This window comes from Tersicoccus mangrovi (assembly GCF_036881825.1).
Lineage (GTDB): Bacteria > Actinomycetota > Actinomycetes > Actinomycetales > Micrococcaceae > Tersicoccus > Tersicoccus mangrovi.
On the sequence record NZ_JBAJMW010000006.1, the window covers coordinates 40,785 to 57,766 of the forward strand.

16 protein-coding genes are annotated in these 16,982 nt (G+C 71.2%); 12 read left to right on the forward strand and 4 right to left on the reverse strand.

Translation table 11 applies throughout. The features are described 5' to 3' along the window. Nucleotides 1-39: 39 nt before the first annotated feature. The 12 genes from V6N00_RS12745 to V6N00_RS12800 all read left to right on the forward strand — a co-directional run bounded on the left by V6N00_RS12745 (nt 40) and on the right by V6N00_RS12800 (nt 14,271). Complete coding sequence (locus V6N00_RS12745; RefSeq protein ID WP_334232814.1) at nt 40-222, forward strand: hypothetical protein; 183 nt, start codon at nt 40-42, stop codon at nt 220-222. Then, the gene (locus V6N00_RS12750; RefSeq protein ID WP_334232815.1) at nt 219-953 is read left to right on the forward strand and encodes a nuclease-related domain-containing protein; all 735 of its coding nucleotides are present in this window, start codon (nt 219-221) and stop codon (nt 951-953) included. Before V6N00_RS12745 ends, V6N00_RS12750 begins: the two co-directional genes overlap by 4 nt. A gap of 53 nt (nt 954-1,006) precedes the next feature. Then, nucleotides 1,007-6,340, forward strand: a complete 5,334-nt coding sequence (locus V6N00_RS12755) for a hypothetical protein (protein ID WP_334232816.1) — start codon at nt 1,007-1,009, stop codon at nt 6,338-6,340. A gap of 100 nt (nt 6,341-6,440) precedes the next feature. Beyond that, a complete protein-coding gene (locus V6N00_RS12760; RefSeq protein WP_334232817.1) occupies nt 6,441-7,619 on the forward strand; it encodes a Fic family protein in 1,179 nt (392 codons plus the stop codon). Between the two features lie 65 nt (nt 7,620-7,684). Further along, nucleotides 7,685-8,542 carry a metal-dependent hydrolase gene (locus V6N00_RS12765; RefSeq protein WP_334232818.1) on the forward strand — a complete coding sequence of 286 codons (858 nt, stop codon included), beginning with the start codon at nt 7,685-7,687 and terminating at the stop codon, nt 8,540-8,542. Nucleotides 8,543-8,590: 48 nt separating this feature from the next. Continuing rightward, on the forward strand, nt 8,591-10,990 hold the full coding sequence (locus V6N00_RS12770) for an RCC1 domain-containing protein (RefSeq protein ID WP_334232819.1): 2,400 nt from the start codon (nt 8,591-8,593) through the stop codon (nt 10,988-10,990). Nucleotides 10,991-11,076: 86 nt separating this feature from the next. Next, nucleotides 11,077-11,769, forward strand: a complete 693-nt coding sequence (locus tag V6N00_RS12775; protein WP_334232820.1) for a helix-turn-helix domain-containing protein — start codon at nt 11,077-11,079, stop codon at nt 11,767-11,769. A gap of 52 nt (nt 11,770-11,821) precedes the next feature. Next, nucleotides 11,822-12,358, forward strand: a complete 537-nt coding sequence (locus V6N00_RS12780) for a hypothetical protein (RefSeq protein ID WP_334232821.1) — start codon at nt 11,822-11,824, stop codon at nt 12,356-12,358. A gap of 19 nt (nt 12,359-12,377) precedes the next feature. Further along, on the forward strand, nt 12,378-12,968 hold the full coding sequence (locus V6N00_RS12785) for a hypothetical protein (RefSeq protein ID WP_334232822.1): 591 nt from the start codon (nt 12,378-12,380) through the stop codon (nt 12,966-12,968). Continuing rightward, on the forward strand, nt 12,965-13,195 hold the full coding sequence (locus tag V6N00_RS12790; protein WP_334232823.1) for a hypothetical protein: 231 nt from the start codon (nt 12,965-12,967) through the stop codon (nt 13,193-13,195). Before V6N00_RS12785 ends, V6N00_RS12790 begins: the two co-directional genes overlap by 4 nt. Continuing rightward, nucleotides 13,192-13,560: a DUF4326 domain-containing protein gene (locus V6N00_RS12795; RefSeq protein WP_334232824.1), complete on the forward strand. Its 369-nt coding sequence runs from the start codon at nt 13,192-13,194 to the stop codon at nt 13,558-13,560. The genes V6N00_RS12790 and V6N00_RS12795 overlap by 4 nt, the downstream gene beginning before the upstream one ends. Nucleotides 13,561-13,617: 57 nt before the next feature. Then, nucleotides 13,618-14,271, forward strand: a complete 654-nt coding sequence (locus V6N00_RS12800; protein WP_334232825.1) for a hypothetical protein — start codon at nt 13,618-13,620, stop codon at nt 14,269-14,271. On the opposite strand, the gene V6N00_RS12805 is transcribed toward V6N00_RS12800, so the two are convergent. Genes V6N00_RS12805 through V6N00_RS12820 form a run of 4 tightly spaced genes read right to left on the reverse strand, consistent with a single transcriptional unit; the run spans nt 14,257 to nt 16,949 of the window. Continuing rightward, nucleotides 14,257-15,297 (reverse strand): hypothetical protein, encoded by a 1,041-nt coding sequence (locus V6N00_RS12805; protein WP_334232826.1) that lies wholly within the window; start codon nt 15,295-15,297, stop codon nt 14,257-14,259. The two genes, V6N00_RS12800 and V6N00_RS12805, sit on opposite strands and share 15 nt — an antisense overlap. Next, the gene (locus tag V6N00_RS12810) at nt 15,294-15,731 is read right to left on the reverse strand and encodes a cytotoxic translational repressor of toxin-antitoxin stability system (protein WP_334232827.1); all 438 of its coding nucleotides are present in this window, start codon (nt 15,729-15,731) and stop codon (nt 15,294-15,296) included. Before V6N00_RS12810 ends, V6N00_RS12805 begins: the two co-directional genes overlap by 4 nt. Next, nucleotides 15,728-16,138 (reverse strand): hypothetical protein, encoded by a 411-nt coding sequence (locus V6N00_RS12815; RefSeq protein ID WP_334232828.1) that lies wholly within the window; start codon nt 16,136-16,138, stop codon nt 15,728-15,730. The genes V6N00_RS12810 and V6N00_RS12815 overlap by 4 nt, the downstream gene beginning before the upstream one ends. A 43-nt stretch (nt 16,139-16,181) precedes the next feature. Then, nucleotides 16,182-16,949: an SOS response-associated peptidase gene (locus tag V6N00_RS12820; RefSeq protein WP_334232829.1), complete on the reverse strand. Its 768-nt coding sequence runs from the start codon at nt 16,947-16,949 to the stop codon at nt 16,182-16,184. Nucleotides 16,950-16,982 lie beyond the last annotated feature (33 nt).

The window sequence follows — 16,982 nt, forward strand, 5'->3', positions numbered from 1 at the left end:
CCGTCCCTTCCGGAGCGGTGACCGGGCCCGGGTCTACGCATGTCCACCGGCATGGACAACGACGAGAAGACCGCCCGCCGGTTCCTGGACCGGATCACCCAGCCCCGGGACGAACAGGCCGAGGGGCTGCGCGACTTCTTCGCCAGCACCGCCGGGCGCCTGACCGTGCTGGCCGTCTTCGCGGCCATCGCCGTCTGGTTCGTGGCCGGGCTGTTCTGGTGAGCGTCCGCACCCACCCGGGGATCACCGGGGTGTACGGCAGTGCCGCCACCGGCCTGTCCGGGGACACCTCCTGGGCGGCCAACGCCACGGTCGCGCGCATCGGCGCCGACGGGGAGCGACGCACCGAAACGGTCCTGAACCAGCATGCCGACCGGATCGCCGTCCTGCACGACCTGCGGGTGCCCATCCGCGGCGGCCGCGCCAACATCGACCACGTCCTGGTCGCCGGCAACCGGGTCTACCTGCTCGATTCGAAGGTCTGGAAGCCGGGCTTCTACTGGACCCTGGCCGGGGTGAACCGGCGCGGGACCACCCGGGTGGACCACACCGCCAAGGACATGACCTGGGTGCGGGACGCGTTCGTCAAGCACCTGGCCGGCACCGGGGCCACCGTGATCGGCCCCCGCCTGGTCATCTGGTCCTCCTCCACCCGGGCCAACCCCACCCTGTGGGCGCTGCGCCTGAACGGGGCGAGCCGCCTGGCCGGGACCGCATTGCCCTCCGCCGCCGCACGCATCGCCGGAACCGCCGGGCGCACCGGAGCCGACCCGGCGATCGTGCACCGCCTCTCCACCCTGCTGGTCCGGCCCACCCCGGTACCCCTTCCGGTCGCCGCCGGCGCCGAACACCTCAGCACCCGGCCCCTGGCCCGACCCACGGCACGGACCGGGCCGGGCCTGCGCGCGGTGCCCACCACCGTCGACCCGCTCGAGGACGACCCGTTCGCCTGACCGGCACCCCCACCACGACGACCCCCGCCCTGACGTAGACGAGGACCCACCCCATGCCCGCTCGCGCCGCCGCCGGACCCGGCAAGCCCATCACCGGGTTCATCCTGCTCATCGCCGTCGGCGTGGCCGGGGCCGGGACCTGGTACGGCTACCCCGGCCTGGTCGCCCTGTGGGCCGGTGCGGTCGCCGCCGCGTTCCTCTTCCCGTCGGCCATGCTCACCGGCAAGAAGGACGCCCGCGGGTACGCCACCGCCGCCCACCCCGGCGAGCAGAAGCTCTACGACCAGTCCCGGTACTGGGGGCGGATGAAGATGGCCCTCATCCTGCCCGGCACCGCCTGGATGCCGGGCCTGAAGGTCCAGCTCTCCTTCCTGGTCGCCCTGTGGGCGGGCCTGGCCGCCACCCTGATCCCGGTCCACGACCAGTACACGGCCCCGAACGGGCCGTGGCTGAACGCCGCCGCTGTGTTCGTTCTCATCGCCGCGGCCGCCCGCACCCGCCGGGCCACCCTCGTGCCCGACGACGTCAGCCCCGGCACCACGGTCGCGGACCTGATCACCCTGACCCGGGCCAACACCAAGCTCGTCATCATCCTCACCATCGCCGGACTCGGGCTGGGCGCCTTCGCCGGCACCCTCGCCGTCTCCTTACTGCCCCTGGCCACCGACGCCGCCCACGCCCCGGCCATCCCCGAGACCCCGATCTGGGCGCTCTGCCTGACCGGCGGGGTGCTGGCCACCCTGGCCGGCCCGTGGATCCGGCACGCCACCGAGGCGTGGAAGCTCGTCGTGGCCGCCCGCGCCGAATGGGCACCCCGGTGGACGATGCTCAAGATCGACCCCGCACCCCGGCTGGTGGCCCGGCGCACCGTCGGGAACGCCACCATCGACACGTTCGACGCCCCCGCGTCCCTGGGCGCGGTCGGCATGTGGACCATGGGCCCGAAGATCACCCCCACCGTCGGGTCCGGCTCCCGCATCGCCGTCCTGTCCGTGCCCAGCACCGACGCCACCGGCGCCCCGATGCCCGGCACCAAGCACCCCATCCGGTTCGAGGTCGCCGCCTGGCCCTCCGGCGCCGAACCGGACCTGACCGACCCGGCCACCACCCCCGAGGTGGTGCGCGAGTTCGCCCGCGCCGTGCTGGTATGGACCGCCGACGAGGGCGGGCTGGGCCGGCCGATCGCCGAGGACGCCCACCTGCTCACCACCCCCGGTGAAGGCCCGGCCGCCTGGCTGATCAGCTGGTCGATGCCCGACGGCCCCAACGCCGAGTACCTGCGCACCAACGCCCGGGCCGGCATCGCCGCCAACGCCGGCACCCAGGCCCTCATCGACCACCGGGCCATGTCCGGGATGGGCAGCCTCTACCTGGGCGCACTCACCGACCCGAACACTCCCTGGGACCAGGCGGCCGGGGTGAGCACCGAGACGATGCGCAACCTGGCCGAGGACGACACGTGGGCGCACCGGTGGAGCGTGGACCTGGGGCTGGGCCCGAACTACCCCAAGCGGGAGGTCGGCACCCTCAAGACCGCGGTCCTGAAAGGCGGCCGGAAGATCACCGCCGTCGCCTTCGTCAACCGCAACTCCATCACCCTGGCCGACATCCGCAAGCTCGAGCCCAAGCTGGGCGCCTCCATGAACGGTGCCCCGTTCGTCTCCGTCACCGGCTACCCCGGCGCCAAGCCCGGGGAACGCCACCCGCAGGCCTTCACCGTGTCCTGGTCCGAGGACCCGCTGCCCACCAAGCCCGACGACATCGCCCCCGTCCCCTCCCCCGAGGGCCCCAAGCTGCTGCTCGCCGGGCTGGTCAACGACGCGTTCCGCATCGCCCGGCTGGCCGACCGGCCCGAGGTGCGGATGGTCACCTGCCTGAGCCGGGACGAGTCCCGCAAGCACATCTGGAAGATCGACCTGGACCTGCACGGCGGGGTCACCCTCGCCGAACTGCGCGCGGTGGCCGGGAAGATCCGCCAGCACTGGGGCTCGGAATGGCTGCGCATCGCCCACGCCGAGGACGGCACCATCTCCATCGTCGCCGGCGCCTCCCCGGCCAAGGCCAAGCTGAAGCTGCCCAGTCACGAGCAGTACCTGGTGCGCCTGGACTGGGATCAGGCGTTCCTGGACTCGAAGGTCTTCGGGGTCGGCGGGCTCGTCCCGGAGCTGAAGGCGGTGACCCACCTGCCGCACAACGAGTCGGTGCTGCAGGTGGACTTCGCTCTGCCCCCGGGCCTGGACTACGCCACGGTGAAGGCGTCCACCGAGAAGCTGAAGACCGCGACCAACAACGCGTTCATCGAGGTCCGCCGCGTCGACAGCGCCGAGATGGTGCGCCTCCTCGTCGCGGAGTCCAACCCGCTGCCCGAGCGCACCGACTTCGACTTCGCCGTCGTGGACGGGTCCGGCCGCGAGGTCCCGTTCGCCGTCGGCATCGACGGCGAACCGATCACCTGGGACCCGGTCATCTCCCCACACGCCCTGCTGGCCGGTGTGACCCGGTCGGGCAAGTCCGTGATGGCCCAGGCCTACGTGTACGGGATGCTCGCCAAGGGAGCAGAGGTCTACATCGTCGATCCGATGAAGTCGGCCGCCGACTTCATGTTCGCCAAGCCCTACGCCCAGGCGATCGCCGTGGACATCTTCGAGGCCGCCGCCGTGGTGGAGGCCGTGTACGCGAAGGTCACGCAGCGGAAGAAGGTCAACGCCGCCCACGGTGTCGGCTCCTACCACGAGCTGCCCGACCCGCCGGCGCCCCTGGTCGTGCTGATCGACGAGTTCACCTCGCTGATGACCCTCGAACCGGTCCCTGCCCCCAGCGACGACCCGGATGAGGACGCCGAGCGCGAGGAGGTCCTGGCGATCAACGCCGCCCGCAAGCGGATCGGCATGTTCACCGGCAAGCTGGCCCGTGAAGCCGCCTCCGCCGGCGTGAACCTGCTGCTGGGCACCCAGAAGCTGACCGCGAAGATGCTCGACACCCTGCCGGGCGGTGCGGACATCAAGGACCTGAGCCTCGACACGCGACTGCCGGTCCCGGTCAGCGAGAAGTTCCCCACCGGGTGGGCCCGCAACGAGGACCTGCAGATCGGTGACCTGCTGTACACCCCCAGCGGGCGGACCACCCCGATCATCCAGTTCTCCGAGACCTTCACCGACAACGACGTCTACGCCGTCACCTTCGATGACGGGCAGACGGTCAAGGCCGGAGGCGGGCACCTGTGGATCGCCTCGGACGCGGCGAGCCGGCGCAAGCACGACCGGACGGGTGCGGTGCGCCGATTCGGGCCCGAGCGCATCCAGCAGATCCGCGCCCTGGCGGAGACCGTGGAGGACGGGGCGCTCTGCACCCCGGCCGAGCTCGCAGCGATGGTCGGGTACGCAGGCACGGGAGCGATCGAGCGGATCGCCGTCGAGTACAACCTGACCCGGTTCCACCTCGACCACCTCGGGTCCCCCACCCCGTACATCCGACCCCGCGGCACCGCCCCCGTCTCCTTCGACCTCGCGCACGCCAAGACGACCCTCACCGGTCGGCCCGGAGCCGAAGCCCTGGAAACCCTCGACCGGCCGTGGGCGACGGCCCGGGAGATCGCCGAGACCATGGCAGGCCGACCTGTCAGCCCCAGCACCGCCGGCAACCTCGGCCAGACGCTGAAGGCCTCTCGTTGCCCCGCCCGGGCCGGTCACCACCCCGGGTACTCCTACCGCACGGCCGATGCCCTGCGCGCCGTGGCCGAGCACTGGGCGTCGATGTGGGGCCGCGACCGGGCAACGGGGGCACCGACGGCTCGGGAGCGGCTGGTCACCACCGAGGAGATGGCCGACGCACTGGCGACCAACCCGAAGGCCGGGTGGGCGATCCGCAACGCCGCGGCGTTCGACGGTCCCGACCTGCCGCTTCCGATCGACCCCTACGTGCTGGGGGCGTGGCTCGGCGACGGCAGCTCCGGGTCCGGGATCATCACCTCGTCGGCAGCGGCCTCCTGCACCGATTCCTCCGGCCTGACGGACCAGGAGCACATGCTCGCCCAGCTGACGGCGGCTGGCTTCGACCCGCGGGTTCTCGCCTGCTCCGACCAGCTCATCGGAACCCGTGGGCTCAAGGGGCGCCTGCGCGCACTCGGGGTGCTCCACGACAAGCACATCCCGGCGGCCTACCAGCGCGCCTCCCGCACCCAGCGGATCACGCTGCTCCAAGGGCTCATGGACACCGACGGCACCCTGTCCACCAGCGGCCACTGCTACATCGGCCAGGTCAACCGCACGATGGCCGAGGGCATCCTCGAGCTCGCCCGCGGCCTGGGCCTGAAGCCGGGCTGGAGCGAGTGGCCCGCCGGGTACACCCCGGCCGGAGCCACCGAGAAGAAGATCACCGGAACGGTGTACACGGTCTCCTTCGGGGCCGACTTCCCGGCATTCCGCCTGGCCCGCAAGGCCGCCAAGCAGAAGCCGGCGAGCACGATGGACAGCACCCGCCGCCGGGCTATCGTCTCGATCGACCGGGTCGAGACGGAGCCGACCCGGTGCATCGCCGTGGCCGACGAGGAGCACCTGTTCCTGGTGGAGGGCTTCATCCCGACCCACAACACCAACCTGGCCCGCACCCTGCTCGGTTCGGCCTCCCCTGGGGATCGGATGAGCGCGCTGCGCGACTTCGAGAGTGCCCCGCCGATGGGGACCCCGATCCCGAAGGGCCGCGGCCTGTGGGAGCCGCTCGATCACTCGGCTGTACTGATGCAGGTGTGGTACGCCAGCCAGGAACGGTTCACCGCCGAGCTGGCCTCCCGGCTCTCCCCGCTGTCGGAGGCCGAGAGGACCGACATCGCCCCGTTCTTGCGCCGTCCGGCTGGGCACGACCGGCCGCTGCCCCACGACCTGGCACCGGTCGAGCCGACGGTGATCGATCTGGGCGACCTGGACCTGGACCTGAACCTCGACGACCTGGACCTGGGTGATCTGGGCCTGGGCGACTTCGACCTCGGCCCCGACGACCAGCCCGCGGGCCCGGTGGAGGCTGAGCTGGAGGCGGCGCTGCTGAACGAGCCCGACGGGGCGTTCGAGGTGGCCGAACCGGTGTGGCAGACCCACCGGCGCGAGATCGAGCCGGTCGACGTCGAGCCGGCACCACCGCTGGTGGACCCGTTCACGCCCGCGGGCCTGGACCTGGACGGGCTCGAGCTCGCCGCCGTCGTGGACCCCTTCGCCGTCGGCCCGGTCACCGCTGCGCCGCGCCCGCAGACCCCAGCACCGCGCGAGGCCGCCACGCCGGTCCCGACGACTCCGGCGATGGTGCAGCAGGACGATGACCCGTTCGCCGCCACCCCCGCCCGCGTCGCCGCACGCCGGCCGGCGGTCCTCCTGGATGACGAGGACCCGTTCGCGTAACCCGGAATGTCGTTTGCAGGTCACCGCGGTTCTGGACAGATAGACTGGCATCTGTCCAGATCCGCAGTCATGATTCCCACCTAGCGACCAGGAGCTCACCATGGCCCTTCCCGACGCCAACGTCCTCGGGTCCGGCTCCTGGCCGCGCGTCGGCAAGCTCGAGATGACCTGGACCAGCACCCACCCGAACCACCCGGACAACGGCCGCACCTACCGGCCGGCCGTGCCCGCAACCATCGCGCCCCTGTCCTACCGGCCCGACCCGGCCACCGCCACCCTGCTCGACGAGGCCACCCACCAGATGGCCCGCTTCGACGAACGCCACGGACGCCACGCCGCGACCATGCTGCGCGCCGAGTCGATCGCCTCATCCCGCATCGAAGGGATCATCGCCTCCACCGAGGACGTCGCCGCCGCCGAGCTCGGCATCGACACCGGGCTGCCCGCGGCCGCCGTCGTCGACGACGTCAACGCCACCGAACACTCCCTGGGCGACGCCGATGGCTTCAGCAGCCAGACCATCCTGGACAGCCACCGGCTGCTGATGGCCCACGCCGACCCGCGGCATCCCCGCGGGGCCTGGCGGACGCAAGCGGTGTGGATCGGCGGGCACTCCCCCGTCGGAGCCCATTTCGTCCCGCCCCACGCCACCTGGATCGAGGAGGTGCTCCCCGACTTGGACGCCTACCTGCGCCGGATCGATCAGCCCGCACTCGTCCACGCGGCGATCGCCCACGCCCAGTTCGAGACCATCCACCCGTTCACCGACGGCAACGGGCGCACCGGCCGCGCCCTCACCCAGGCGCTGTTTCGCCGCGCCGGGGTCACCGAGCACCTGGCCGTACCGATCTCCGCCGGCCTGACCCGCCACACCGACGACTACTACCGGGCACTGACCGCCTACCGGCACGGCGACGTCGAGCCCATCCTGCAGGTCACCGCCGAGGCGGCCCTCACCGCCGTCCACCACGGGCACGAGCTCGTCCGAGAGATCGAGCAGATCACCGCTGACTGGGCCGGCCGGATCTCCGCGCGCCGCGACGCCGCCGTCTGGGCAGTCCTGGACCTGCTCGCCCTCCACCCCGTCCTCACCCCCGGCCTACTCCAGGACCGGCTCGGCCTGGAGCCCCGCCGGCAGGCCCGCGCCATGGGCCCACTCGAGGACGCCGGGATCATCACCGCACACGAGCAACACCGGCGGGACCGTTCCTGGCGCGCCCACGAGCTGTTGGCCGCCGCAGACACCTACCTGCTGCGGGCGGCCCAGCGCTTCGGCTGACCGGGAGGCGGCCCGTGCCGCACACATGACGGTCGACACCCCGACACCGAGGAGACCCGACCGCCATGATGGGCGCCCACCACGCTGCCTGCGGCGCCGCCGCCTGGCTGGCCGTCACCACCCACCTGCACGTGGACCTGACCGCCGTGCACCAGCACTACCCGGCCGCCCCGACCGGCTTCGACATCGGCCTGGGCCTACTCGACGTCGGCCCCTCCGGCGTCATCATCGGCGCCCTCGTGTGCGCCGGGGCGGCCCTGGCCCCGGACGCGGATCACCACAACGCCACCATCGCCCACGCCCTGCCGCCCCTGTCCAACATCGCCTGCACCGGCATCGGCCGCGTCGCCGGCGGGCACCGGCACGGCACCCACGCCATCGTCGGGGTCATCGCCTTCACCGTGCTCGCCTGGCTGGCCGGACTGTGGACCATCCACACCGACGCCTTCGGCACCGTCTACCCCGCGGCCGGAGCCCTGTCCGTCCTGCTCATCGCCTTCGCCGTCAAGGCCCTGCAGATCATCCCCGACACCGTCCGGAAGATCCCCTGGGTGATCGGCCTGGCCGCCGGGACCCTCATCGCCCTGGCCGCCCCCGAGCAGCGCACCTGGTTCGTCACCGCCGTCACCCTCGGGGTGCTCGTGCACATCGCCGGGGACATGCTCACCACCGGCGGGGTGAACCTGGTCTGGCCGTTCACCATCAAGCCGCCCAAGGTGCTGTCCGGTATCCCCGTGCTCAAGGAGTGCTGGAAGGAGAACGGCTACCTCGCCTTCCCGGTCTTGGGCAACGCCGGCTCCTGGCGGGAATGGCTCATGCTCGTCCCCATCTCCGCGTACGCGATCTTCGGCATCGGAACGGTCCTCGTCGCGCTCTCCCGCACCGGCATCGACCACCTGATCGCCACCGTCGGACTGCGCTGACCCCGCACCCCTAGTCGCCGGGCCGCCCGCTGCGGCACACTGACCCGCATGACGGGGGAACGCAGCGAAGACGAATGGGTGCAGGTCCTCATCGAGGCCATCAAGACCGGCGTACCCGTCGATCCCGGCGGCGAGAATCCCGGCATCCTCGACGTCGATATGACCGTGGCAGCGACCATCGCCCCCGACGACGATGAGGTCGAGCAGTGGGGGCAGCTGCGGACCATCCCCGCCCCTGCGGTCCGCCGAGCGCTCCTCGCAGGCGATGTAACAGCAGACCCGCACGGGTTGCAGGTTCATGGGTGCAAGATCACTGGCACTCTCGACCTCGTCGGGGCCCATGTCGACTGCCGGGTCATCCTCTCCCGCTGCCTACTGGAGAACGACTTGCGGGCTCAAGGACTGCAGATCTCCGTGCTTGGCCTAATTGGATGCCGTACCGCTGGAATCGACCTCGACGAGGCCCGGGTGGACGGTGGAGCGTTCTGGACGGCACTGCACGCGGCCGGGGAGGTGCGCGCTGTCGGTGCGCACATCGGCGGACAGTTGAACCTCGTGGGGGCGGTCCTGGCCAGCCCCGAAGGGAGGGCCCTGAGCCTCGATGATGTCCAGGTGGGCGGCAACGCGTACTGGTCCGGGCTGCATGCGGCCGGAGGGGTGCGGGCGATCGGTGCGCACATCGGTGGACAGCTGATTCTGACAGGGGCGGTCCTGTCCAACCCCGACGCGATCGCGTTGGCCCTCGACCGTGTCCGGGTGGACGGCAGCGCGGCTTGGGGCGGACTGCGCGCGAGCGGGGAGGTGCGCGCAACCGGCGCGCACATCGGTGGACAACTGAACCTTTGGGGAGCGGTCCTGTCCGGCTCCGAGGTGGCCCTCAGCCTCGACGGAGCCCGGGTGGACGGTGGAGCGTTCTGGACGGCACTGCACGCGGCCGGGGAGGTGTACGCCGTCGGGGCCCACATCGGCGGACAGTTGGACCTCGAGGGGGCGATTCTGACCAACCCCGAAGGGAGAGCATTGACCCTCGACGGCGTCCAGGTGGAAGGCGCGGTGTTCTGTACCGGGATGCGCGCAACCGGAGAGGTGCGCGCCCTAGGCGCGCACATTACCGCGCAACTAAACCTCCGCGGCGCGTTCATCTGGTCCGGCCCGGGCCAGGATGCTCTCAACGTGGACGTCATCAAGGTGGACGGCGAGGCGTATTGGGAGGGCCTGCAAACGATTGGGCGCGTGCGGGCCACAGGCGCGCATTTCAGCCGGCAGCTCGATCTGGAAGTGGCCGTCTTATTCAACGCTGATGGGGACGCCCTCCGTCTCGATGGTGTCCAGGTGGACGGCGGGGTCTTCTGGGATGGGTTGCACGCGACCGGGGAGGTGCGCGCTGTCGGTGCACACATCGGTGGGGGGCTTGCCTTGCAAAAGGCAGTTCTGTCCAACCCCCGCGGGAACGCACTCAGCCTCGATCGAGTCCGGGTGGACGGCGGATCTTATTGGAGAGGGATGACCTCAGTCGGGAAGGTTCGTGCCCCAGGTGCCCACATCGTCGGCCAGCTGCAACTTGAAGCGGTAGTGTGCCGCTCGTTCCCATCTGACGAGGATGAGGCGGTCAACCTCAGAAACTCAGTGATCGGATCCGTCTTCATCGGAAGGACGGAGGCGGGGCTGGATCTGCATCTGGCTCAATTCGAGGTGCTCGTCCTGCAGGACAACGCCCCAAATCCCGGCTTGGACGCGACCGGATGGAGCGTCACTAGCCTCCGCTTCAATGCCATGCCCCATGGCCAAGGTAGGCGCGACCTCATCCTCACCCAATGGTTGGACACGCAGGAGGGGTTCGTGCCGCAGCCGTGGCATGAAGCGGCCGACGCGTTGGCTCGTGACGGGTACATGGAGGAGTCGACCCGGTTGCGGATCGCCGCGGCGAAGCGGTCCACCAAGCAGCTTCGACCGGTTGGACGACCGACCTGGTCGGTGCGCGCGGTATACCAGTGTGGTGCAGGGTGGGTGCGGTGGTTGCTGCGCACCCTGTACGGGCTCGCCGTCGGCTTCGGTTACCGCCCCCTGCGCGCCGGGCTCTGGCTGGCCGCCTTCGGGGTCGCCACCTTCGTGATCGTCGCCATCTGGTCCTCCCAACTGGAGCCCGCCCGGCAGGCACGGCCGCTGACCACCTCAGCCGCCGTGCTGGCCGTCGCCCAGCACGGTCCCCTGACCGGTGCCACCGGCTGCCAGGCCGCCCGCGAGGGCTGGGACTACCCGTGCCTGAACAAGTGGCTGTACGCCGCCGAGACCGCCCTGCCGGTCGTCGGAACCGTGCAGTCGTCGGCATGGGTGTGGAGCCCAGGCGCGTGGCTCGCCGCGGCGGTCGTCACCGCTCTCAAGGCGCTGTCCTGGCTGTTCACTGTCCTGCTCCTCGGTGGGGTCACCAACCTGCTCCGCAAGACCTGATCGCCACCGTCGGACTGCGCTGACCTGCGACAACGCTGGTGTGTGCGATTGGCACAATGGTGCTCATCGGGGGGAGAATGGAGCCCATGAGCGTCATCACGGTCTCGGAGGCCGGGCGGGTCCTCGGCATCTCCCGGACCGCCGTGCGCCGGCTCATCGAACGTGACCGACTGACCGTGACCGGCCGCTCCGGCAAGCTGCTGCTCCTGGACGAGCAGCAGGTGCGGGCCCTGGCCGAGACCGGCCGGCGACGCGGGCGCCCGTGGGCAGGCGCCACAGCGTGGGCGGCCCTGTGCCTGCTCTCGGGCCAACGGGCCGACTGGCTCAACCCCGATGCCCGGTCCCGGCTTCGCGCCAAGCTGCGCCGCTACACCGTCGAGGACGTCCATCAGCTGGCCCGACACCGCGCCACCGTCAGCCGGTGGATCGCCCCCGAGCAGGCCCGGGACGCCTTGCCCGACCTGCTGACCCCCACCGGGGACACCGCCCTGGCCGACCCGGCGATCGCCGCGGACCTGGACCTGGAGGCGGGACCGAGCGCCGTCATCGACGGGTACACCACCCCCGGCGGGGCCACCGACCTGGCCGACGGCCTGGACCTGACCGCCACCGCCAAGGGCGGCGTCATCCTGCGCGACCCGCCCCTGCAGGCACCCTTCGCCGCCGGGCACACCCCCGCGGCCGCCGTCACCCTGGACCTGATGGACTACCCCAACGCCCACCTTGCCGCCGCCGGCGCCGACGCTCTGGACCGGATGCTCTCCGAGACCACCGACTGACTCGGCCCCTCCGCGGGTGCGGAAGAGCCGTGGTGCCGCACACATGGGGTGCATGACGACCTCCGCGATCATCGCCTTCCCCGCCACGATCACCCTCGCCGACGCCGACCCGATCGACGATGCGTTCGAGCAGGAGAACGGGCTCGAAATGCTCGCCCAGCTCGAAGCCCTCCCCCAGGTCAAGCGGGCCTGGGACAACGACGCCGACCACGCCATCGAGGCCCTGCGCGAGACGTACCCCGAGTACACCGGGGTCCCCGCCGACGCCGAGCGCCGTCCCGAGGTCCTGGCCGGCCTGCGGGCCCTGTTCCCCGACGTCGACGCCACCGAACTCGACCGGCTCATCGCCCTGATCCGGTACGCCGTGCACGTGGAGATGAAGCACTGGAACAACGACTCCTTCGTCATCGCCCTCGACTACGGCCACGAGCTGCTCATCAGCCCGGACAACTACGACAGCGACGACGAGCTCGTCGACTACGGCAACGACCAGAACCGCGAGAAGTGGCAGGACCTGACCAACCTCGCCGCCCACCGGGCCTGCGCCCTGCAGGCCGAGACCGCCCACACCGCGCCCCTGGCCGCCTGAGACCTGGAAGGACCACCCCATGACCGCGTTCACCCCCGGCGGCCACTACGCCATCGTCCACGCCCCGTTCAGCTCCCGCCGCACCGCCACCACCTGGCGCAAGCGAGAGGCCCTGCCGCAGCTGGGCAACATCATCGAGGTCGACTCGTTCAACGGCGTCGAGGCCGTCTTCGACGAGGACCGCGTCATCGCTGCCGACTGCCTGAAGCCGGTCGCCCAGCTGCTCACGCCGGGCGCCTTCGTGCGCCTCGCCGGCCTGGGCGGCCTGTGGCGGTGCACCGGCGAGCTCGTCGACGGCATCGCCACCCTCACCCAGGGGCAGGACGATCTGACCCGCCGTCCCGTCACCGATCTGCAGTTGGTGCGCGTGCCCGGGGCACCCGACTGGACCGATCTGCCCGACCACGGTCTGGTCATCGCCTCGGGCTACTGGCAGAACGGTGACTCGTTCGACCGAGTGCCGTTGCTCATCGACGCGGCCGACCCGATGATCCTGCGCGGCCTCGAGCCGCCGGCCCCGGGAAAGGGCGCCCCGACGGTCACTGCGCTCCGCACCGCGATCGTCTCCTGGGGCCCCGCCACCGTCGTGCCCGTGCAGGATGTCCCGTGAGCGAGTCGGAGATCGACGTCCGCCTGTGGCGGCGCCCTGTGCTGGCCCGACTCCTGCTGCGCAAGCCCCGATTCCGGCTCGCCCTGGTCATCCGGACCGTCACGTACAGCGCCGAGGCCGAGACTGTGGAGGACGCCTGGAGAGCAGCCTGCCGCTGGGCCCACTTCATGGGCGGGATCACGGTCACCACCCCCTGCCCCTTCGGCGCGGCGGGGGAGGTGCTGTGAGCGCGCCCCGCCGGGTGCAGCGTCGCCCCGGGACGCCAGTGCTGGACGGGTCGGTGTTCGTCGGCCGCGGCGCCTTCACCAACCCCTTCGCGCCAGCTCGAATCCCCGGCTGGTCCACCGCCTCCCGCCACCGCGTGGTCGAGGACTACCGGCGGTGGCTGACCGAGGAGTGCTGGCAGGACCCGCGCAACGGCATCTTGCGCTCGGTCGGCGGCTCGCACCCCGACCTGCTCGGCGTCCCGTACACCGGCCGGCCGTCCCTCGAGGCGATCCGGGCGCACCTGGCGGGGGTCGACCTGGCCTGCTGGTGCCCCGAGTCCCAGCCTTGCCACGCCGACGTCCTCCTCCACCTCGCCAACGCCTGAACCGGCTATTCTGGCGCCCGCACCGCCAACAGCGAGACGTCCGAGGAGTCGACGACCATGTCCAGCCCCGCGCACCTCACCACGCTCCACTGGGTCTACTACCAGGACGACTTCAAGGCGTCGAACAACGCCTTCCGGCAGGCAGCACGCGAGCACGGACTGCTCGGGCCCAACAGTGAGCACGCCTGCTCCACCGGCCCACAGATGGAGGATGCCATCAGGAACATCGCCACGGAGGAGACGGAGCCCTACATCCTCGTCATCAGCGGCCACGGCATCCACGACCCGGACGACGACGACTGGAATCTGCGGGGCAACCTGAGACACGCCACGGCCGTCTACCCGCGGGTGGAGAACCCGCCAGCTCTGCTCGTGCTGAGTTCATGCTCCTCCGCTGATGCGACGCTTCGCGCTCCGGGTGGCTTCTGGTCACAAACCCTCCCCGCCGGCACCCCCGTCATCGGCGTCGAAGGAGAGCTGAGGAAGGGCAAGAAGCTGGATGGCAGGTGGGCGTGGTTGGGGTGGAGTGCACTCTACGAGGGCATCGTCCCGGACCTGTGCATTCCGGCCAGCAGCTCGATCACACTTGCCGTGGCGCAGCGGATCGTCGAGTCAACCCTCGAGCGTGACCGCGATGCTGGCAACACGGACGTGATGCCGTGGCTTGCATTCGCCGTCGAAGACCTGACGGCGGACTCAGCGGCGGCCTAGGGTCGGCAGCCCACCGGAGACGATCCGCACGTAGATTGGCCGGGCGGGCCTCGGCGACCGCACCGGAGCGCAGTCGGCGGCGGCCAGCGGGTGGGCGATGCTGGCACGCTCGTCTCCGGTGCCGTCCGTCCAAGACTTCGAAGACGGCTCCGCGGTGCCGCGAAGCCGGTACCGGTTCATCCGGCGCTGAAGCTCACGCGCTGCCTGCCGCCTCGCCCTCGGCCAACCTTCGTTCGGCCGCCTGCGCACTCGTTGACCCAACTCCTCGACCAGGGTGGCGACGTCGCGCTCGAGGCGCGGGAGCTCCGGGTCGACCACCCCGCGGAACGTCAACAGCTCGAAGGCGGTCCGGATCCGCTCCAGCTCGCCAGAAGTCGCAGGCCGAGCCGCGACAGAGCTGGTCGTTGAGTGCTTCGGTTCACGAGGTCGGATGCCTGCCCGGGTAGCCCACTTCGCCAGATCACCGATCAGCTCAGTACATGCCTCACGCCGGGCGCGACGGGCCGCCTTCGGGAGCCAACTCGGCGTCTGCTGCTGAAGCGCGCGAAGGTCATCGCGAACCTCGGCCCACGCCCTTGCTACCGGATCATGACCGAGGACCGCTGCGACGTCGCTGCGCAGCGCTTTGAGCCGGAGGTCGAACTCTGCGCCTTCGCTCATCGCCCCGACTTCCGGCCGAGGGTCGGCAGGCCTGCGGAGACGGTGCGCACGCTGCGCCGGCCGGACTTCACCACTGGCACCCCCCCTGGCCCTGATCACCACCGGCTCGGCTGCCTGTTCGCCGACGCGGTGCTTGCGCTTGCGCCGCGGCTTCGCCGTCACCCGGTCAGGGTCCAGGCCCCGGGCGCGCATCCACCGCTCCAGCTGCCCGATCAGGAGGTTGCGCTCGGCCAGGGAGAGCGGGACCGACGGTTGGCGCAGTTCGCGCAACAGGGTGACGGCGTCGCGCGCGCCGGGCCGGTCCTCGACTCGTTGACGTACCTGTAGGGGCAACCGGAGCCGGGCCGGGATCGTGGCGCGCTTCACGCACCACCGCCCGCGCCATAGAAGTCGGCGAGCCGGGCGAGAGCCTGCGCGCGGGTCATCGCCCGGACCTCGTGCTCCGGGATTCGTGCGTTCACGATGAGGGTGCGGATCACCTGCGCGGGGATGGTCTCGGCGGGCGCCGGCGGCCTGCTGCGTTGCGGGATGGCCCGGTCCTCGACGCAGGCCCAGAACTCGGCGTCGCTCACCTGCAGCTGCTCCCGCAGGATGTGCGCCCAGATGCCCGGCCCGTAGTCGGTGCGGTTGACGGGGTGGCTGATCCGGGTGAACAGGATGCGCCCGTCGGGCAGGGCGAGCTCGTAGTTGACGTGGTGGGTGCCGGTCGATCCGGTCGCGCTGGTGCGCGCCGTCCAGCCCTCGGTCTCGCAGAAGTCCTGGTGGTCCACCCTGCGCGCGACGCGGCGCTTGGGGTTCATGCGGTCAGCCAGGCGGCCAGCTGCTCGTCGGTGGAGAGCATGACCAGTTGGACCAACTCCCAGTGCTGCTCGTGGTTCGGCGCCGTGCGCAACCGGGCGGACCAGGCCTGCGCGTAGTCCCGCAGGGCCAGGACCATCTCGACGATGGCCTCCTCGAAGGTCGCCCCGTCGGCGGCGATCGGCCGGCCCGGCAGCAGGACGGAGAAGCCGCCGGCGTCGGGCACCACCTCGGCGTTGGCCGGGCACGCGACCGCCAGGTGGTGGCGCAAACGGTCAGCGTCCAGGACGGCCACCGTGTGGGCGCCCCTGGTCACCGTCGCGGGCACGCCTCGCTCGGCGGCGTCGAGCAGGTCGCGGAAGTGCTCGCGCCCGGCGCGCGCGCTCGGGTAGGCGATGGGAGTGCTCACGGGGTCTCCTCAGACGGATGTGTACACAGCGTACACGGTGCAACTACGTTGCCTCCGCGTCGGTCTCGGCGGTGATCTCCGGTGCCGGCTTGAGCAGGTCCGGCCCGTTGTTGCGCACGTTGTTCACCAGCGTGCTGATCGCGTACATGTCCAGCGATCCGAGCTCGGGGGCGGCCATCAGATCCTGAGCGGTGGCGGCGTCGGTGGCGGGGTCCAGCCACGCCTCCCAGTGCTCGGCGGTGACCGCCATCGGCATCCGGTCGTGCACCCGCCCGACGTCGTCGGTCGCGGTGGTGGTGATGACCGCGTACGTCACCAGCCACGGGTCGGTCCCGTCCTCGGCGTGGTCGTCGTGCCAGTACTCGAAGATCCCGGCCAGCGCGAGCGGCTCCTCGGGGTCGGCAGGGTGGATGAAGTAGGGCTGCTTCAGCGGCTTGCCGCCCTTGCCGATCCGCTCCGTGGGCAGCCACTCGTAGAACCCGTCCACCGGCACCAGGGCCCGACGGGAGGAGAAGGCCCGCCGGTACGAGGGCTTCTCGGCGACCGTCTCGGCACGCGCGTTGATCATCCGCGACCCGATCGCCCGATCCTTCGCCCACGACGGCACCAGACCCCAGGTCAGGTTGCGGACCTGCCGCTCGGCCGGCGCGTCCCGGTCCTCCCGGGGCGGCTGGGCGATGATCACCGGCGCCCGCTTGGTCGGGGCCATGTTGTAGTCGGCCGGCAGCTGCGGGTCGGTCCGGTCATCGCGCACGTCGAAGGCACGCGCGAGGTCGGCGACGGGACGGGTGGAGGCGTAGCGACCGCACATGCGCCCCAGCCTAGATCCCGCGCCGCGCGCGGC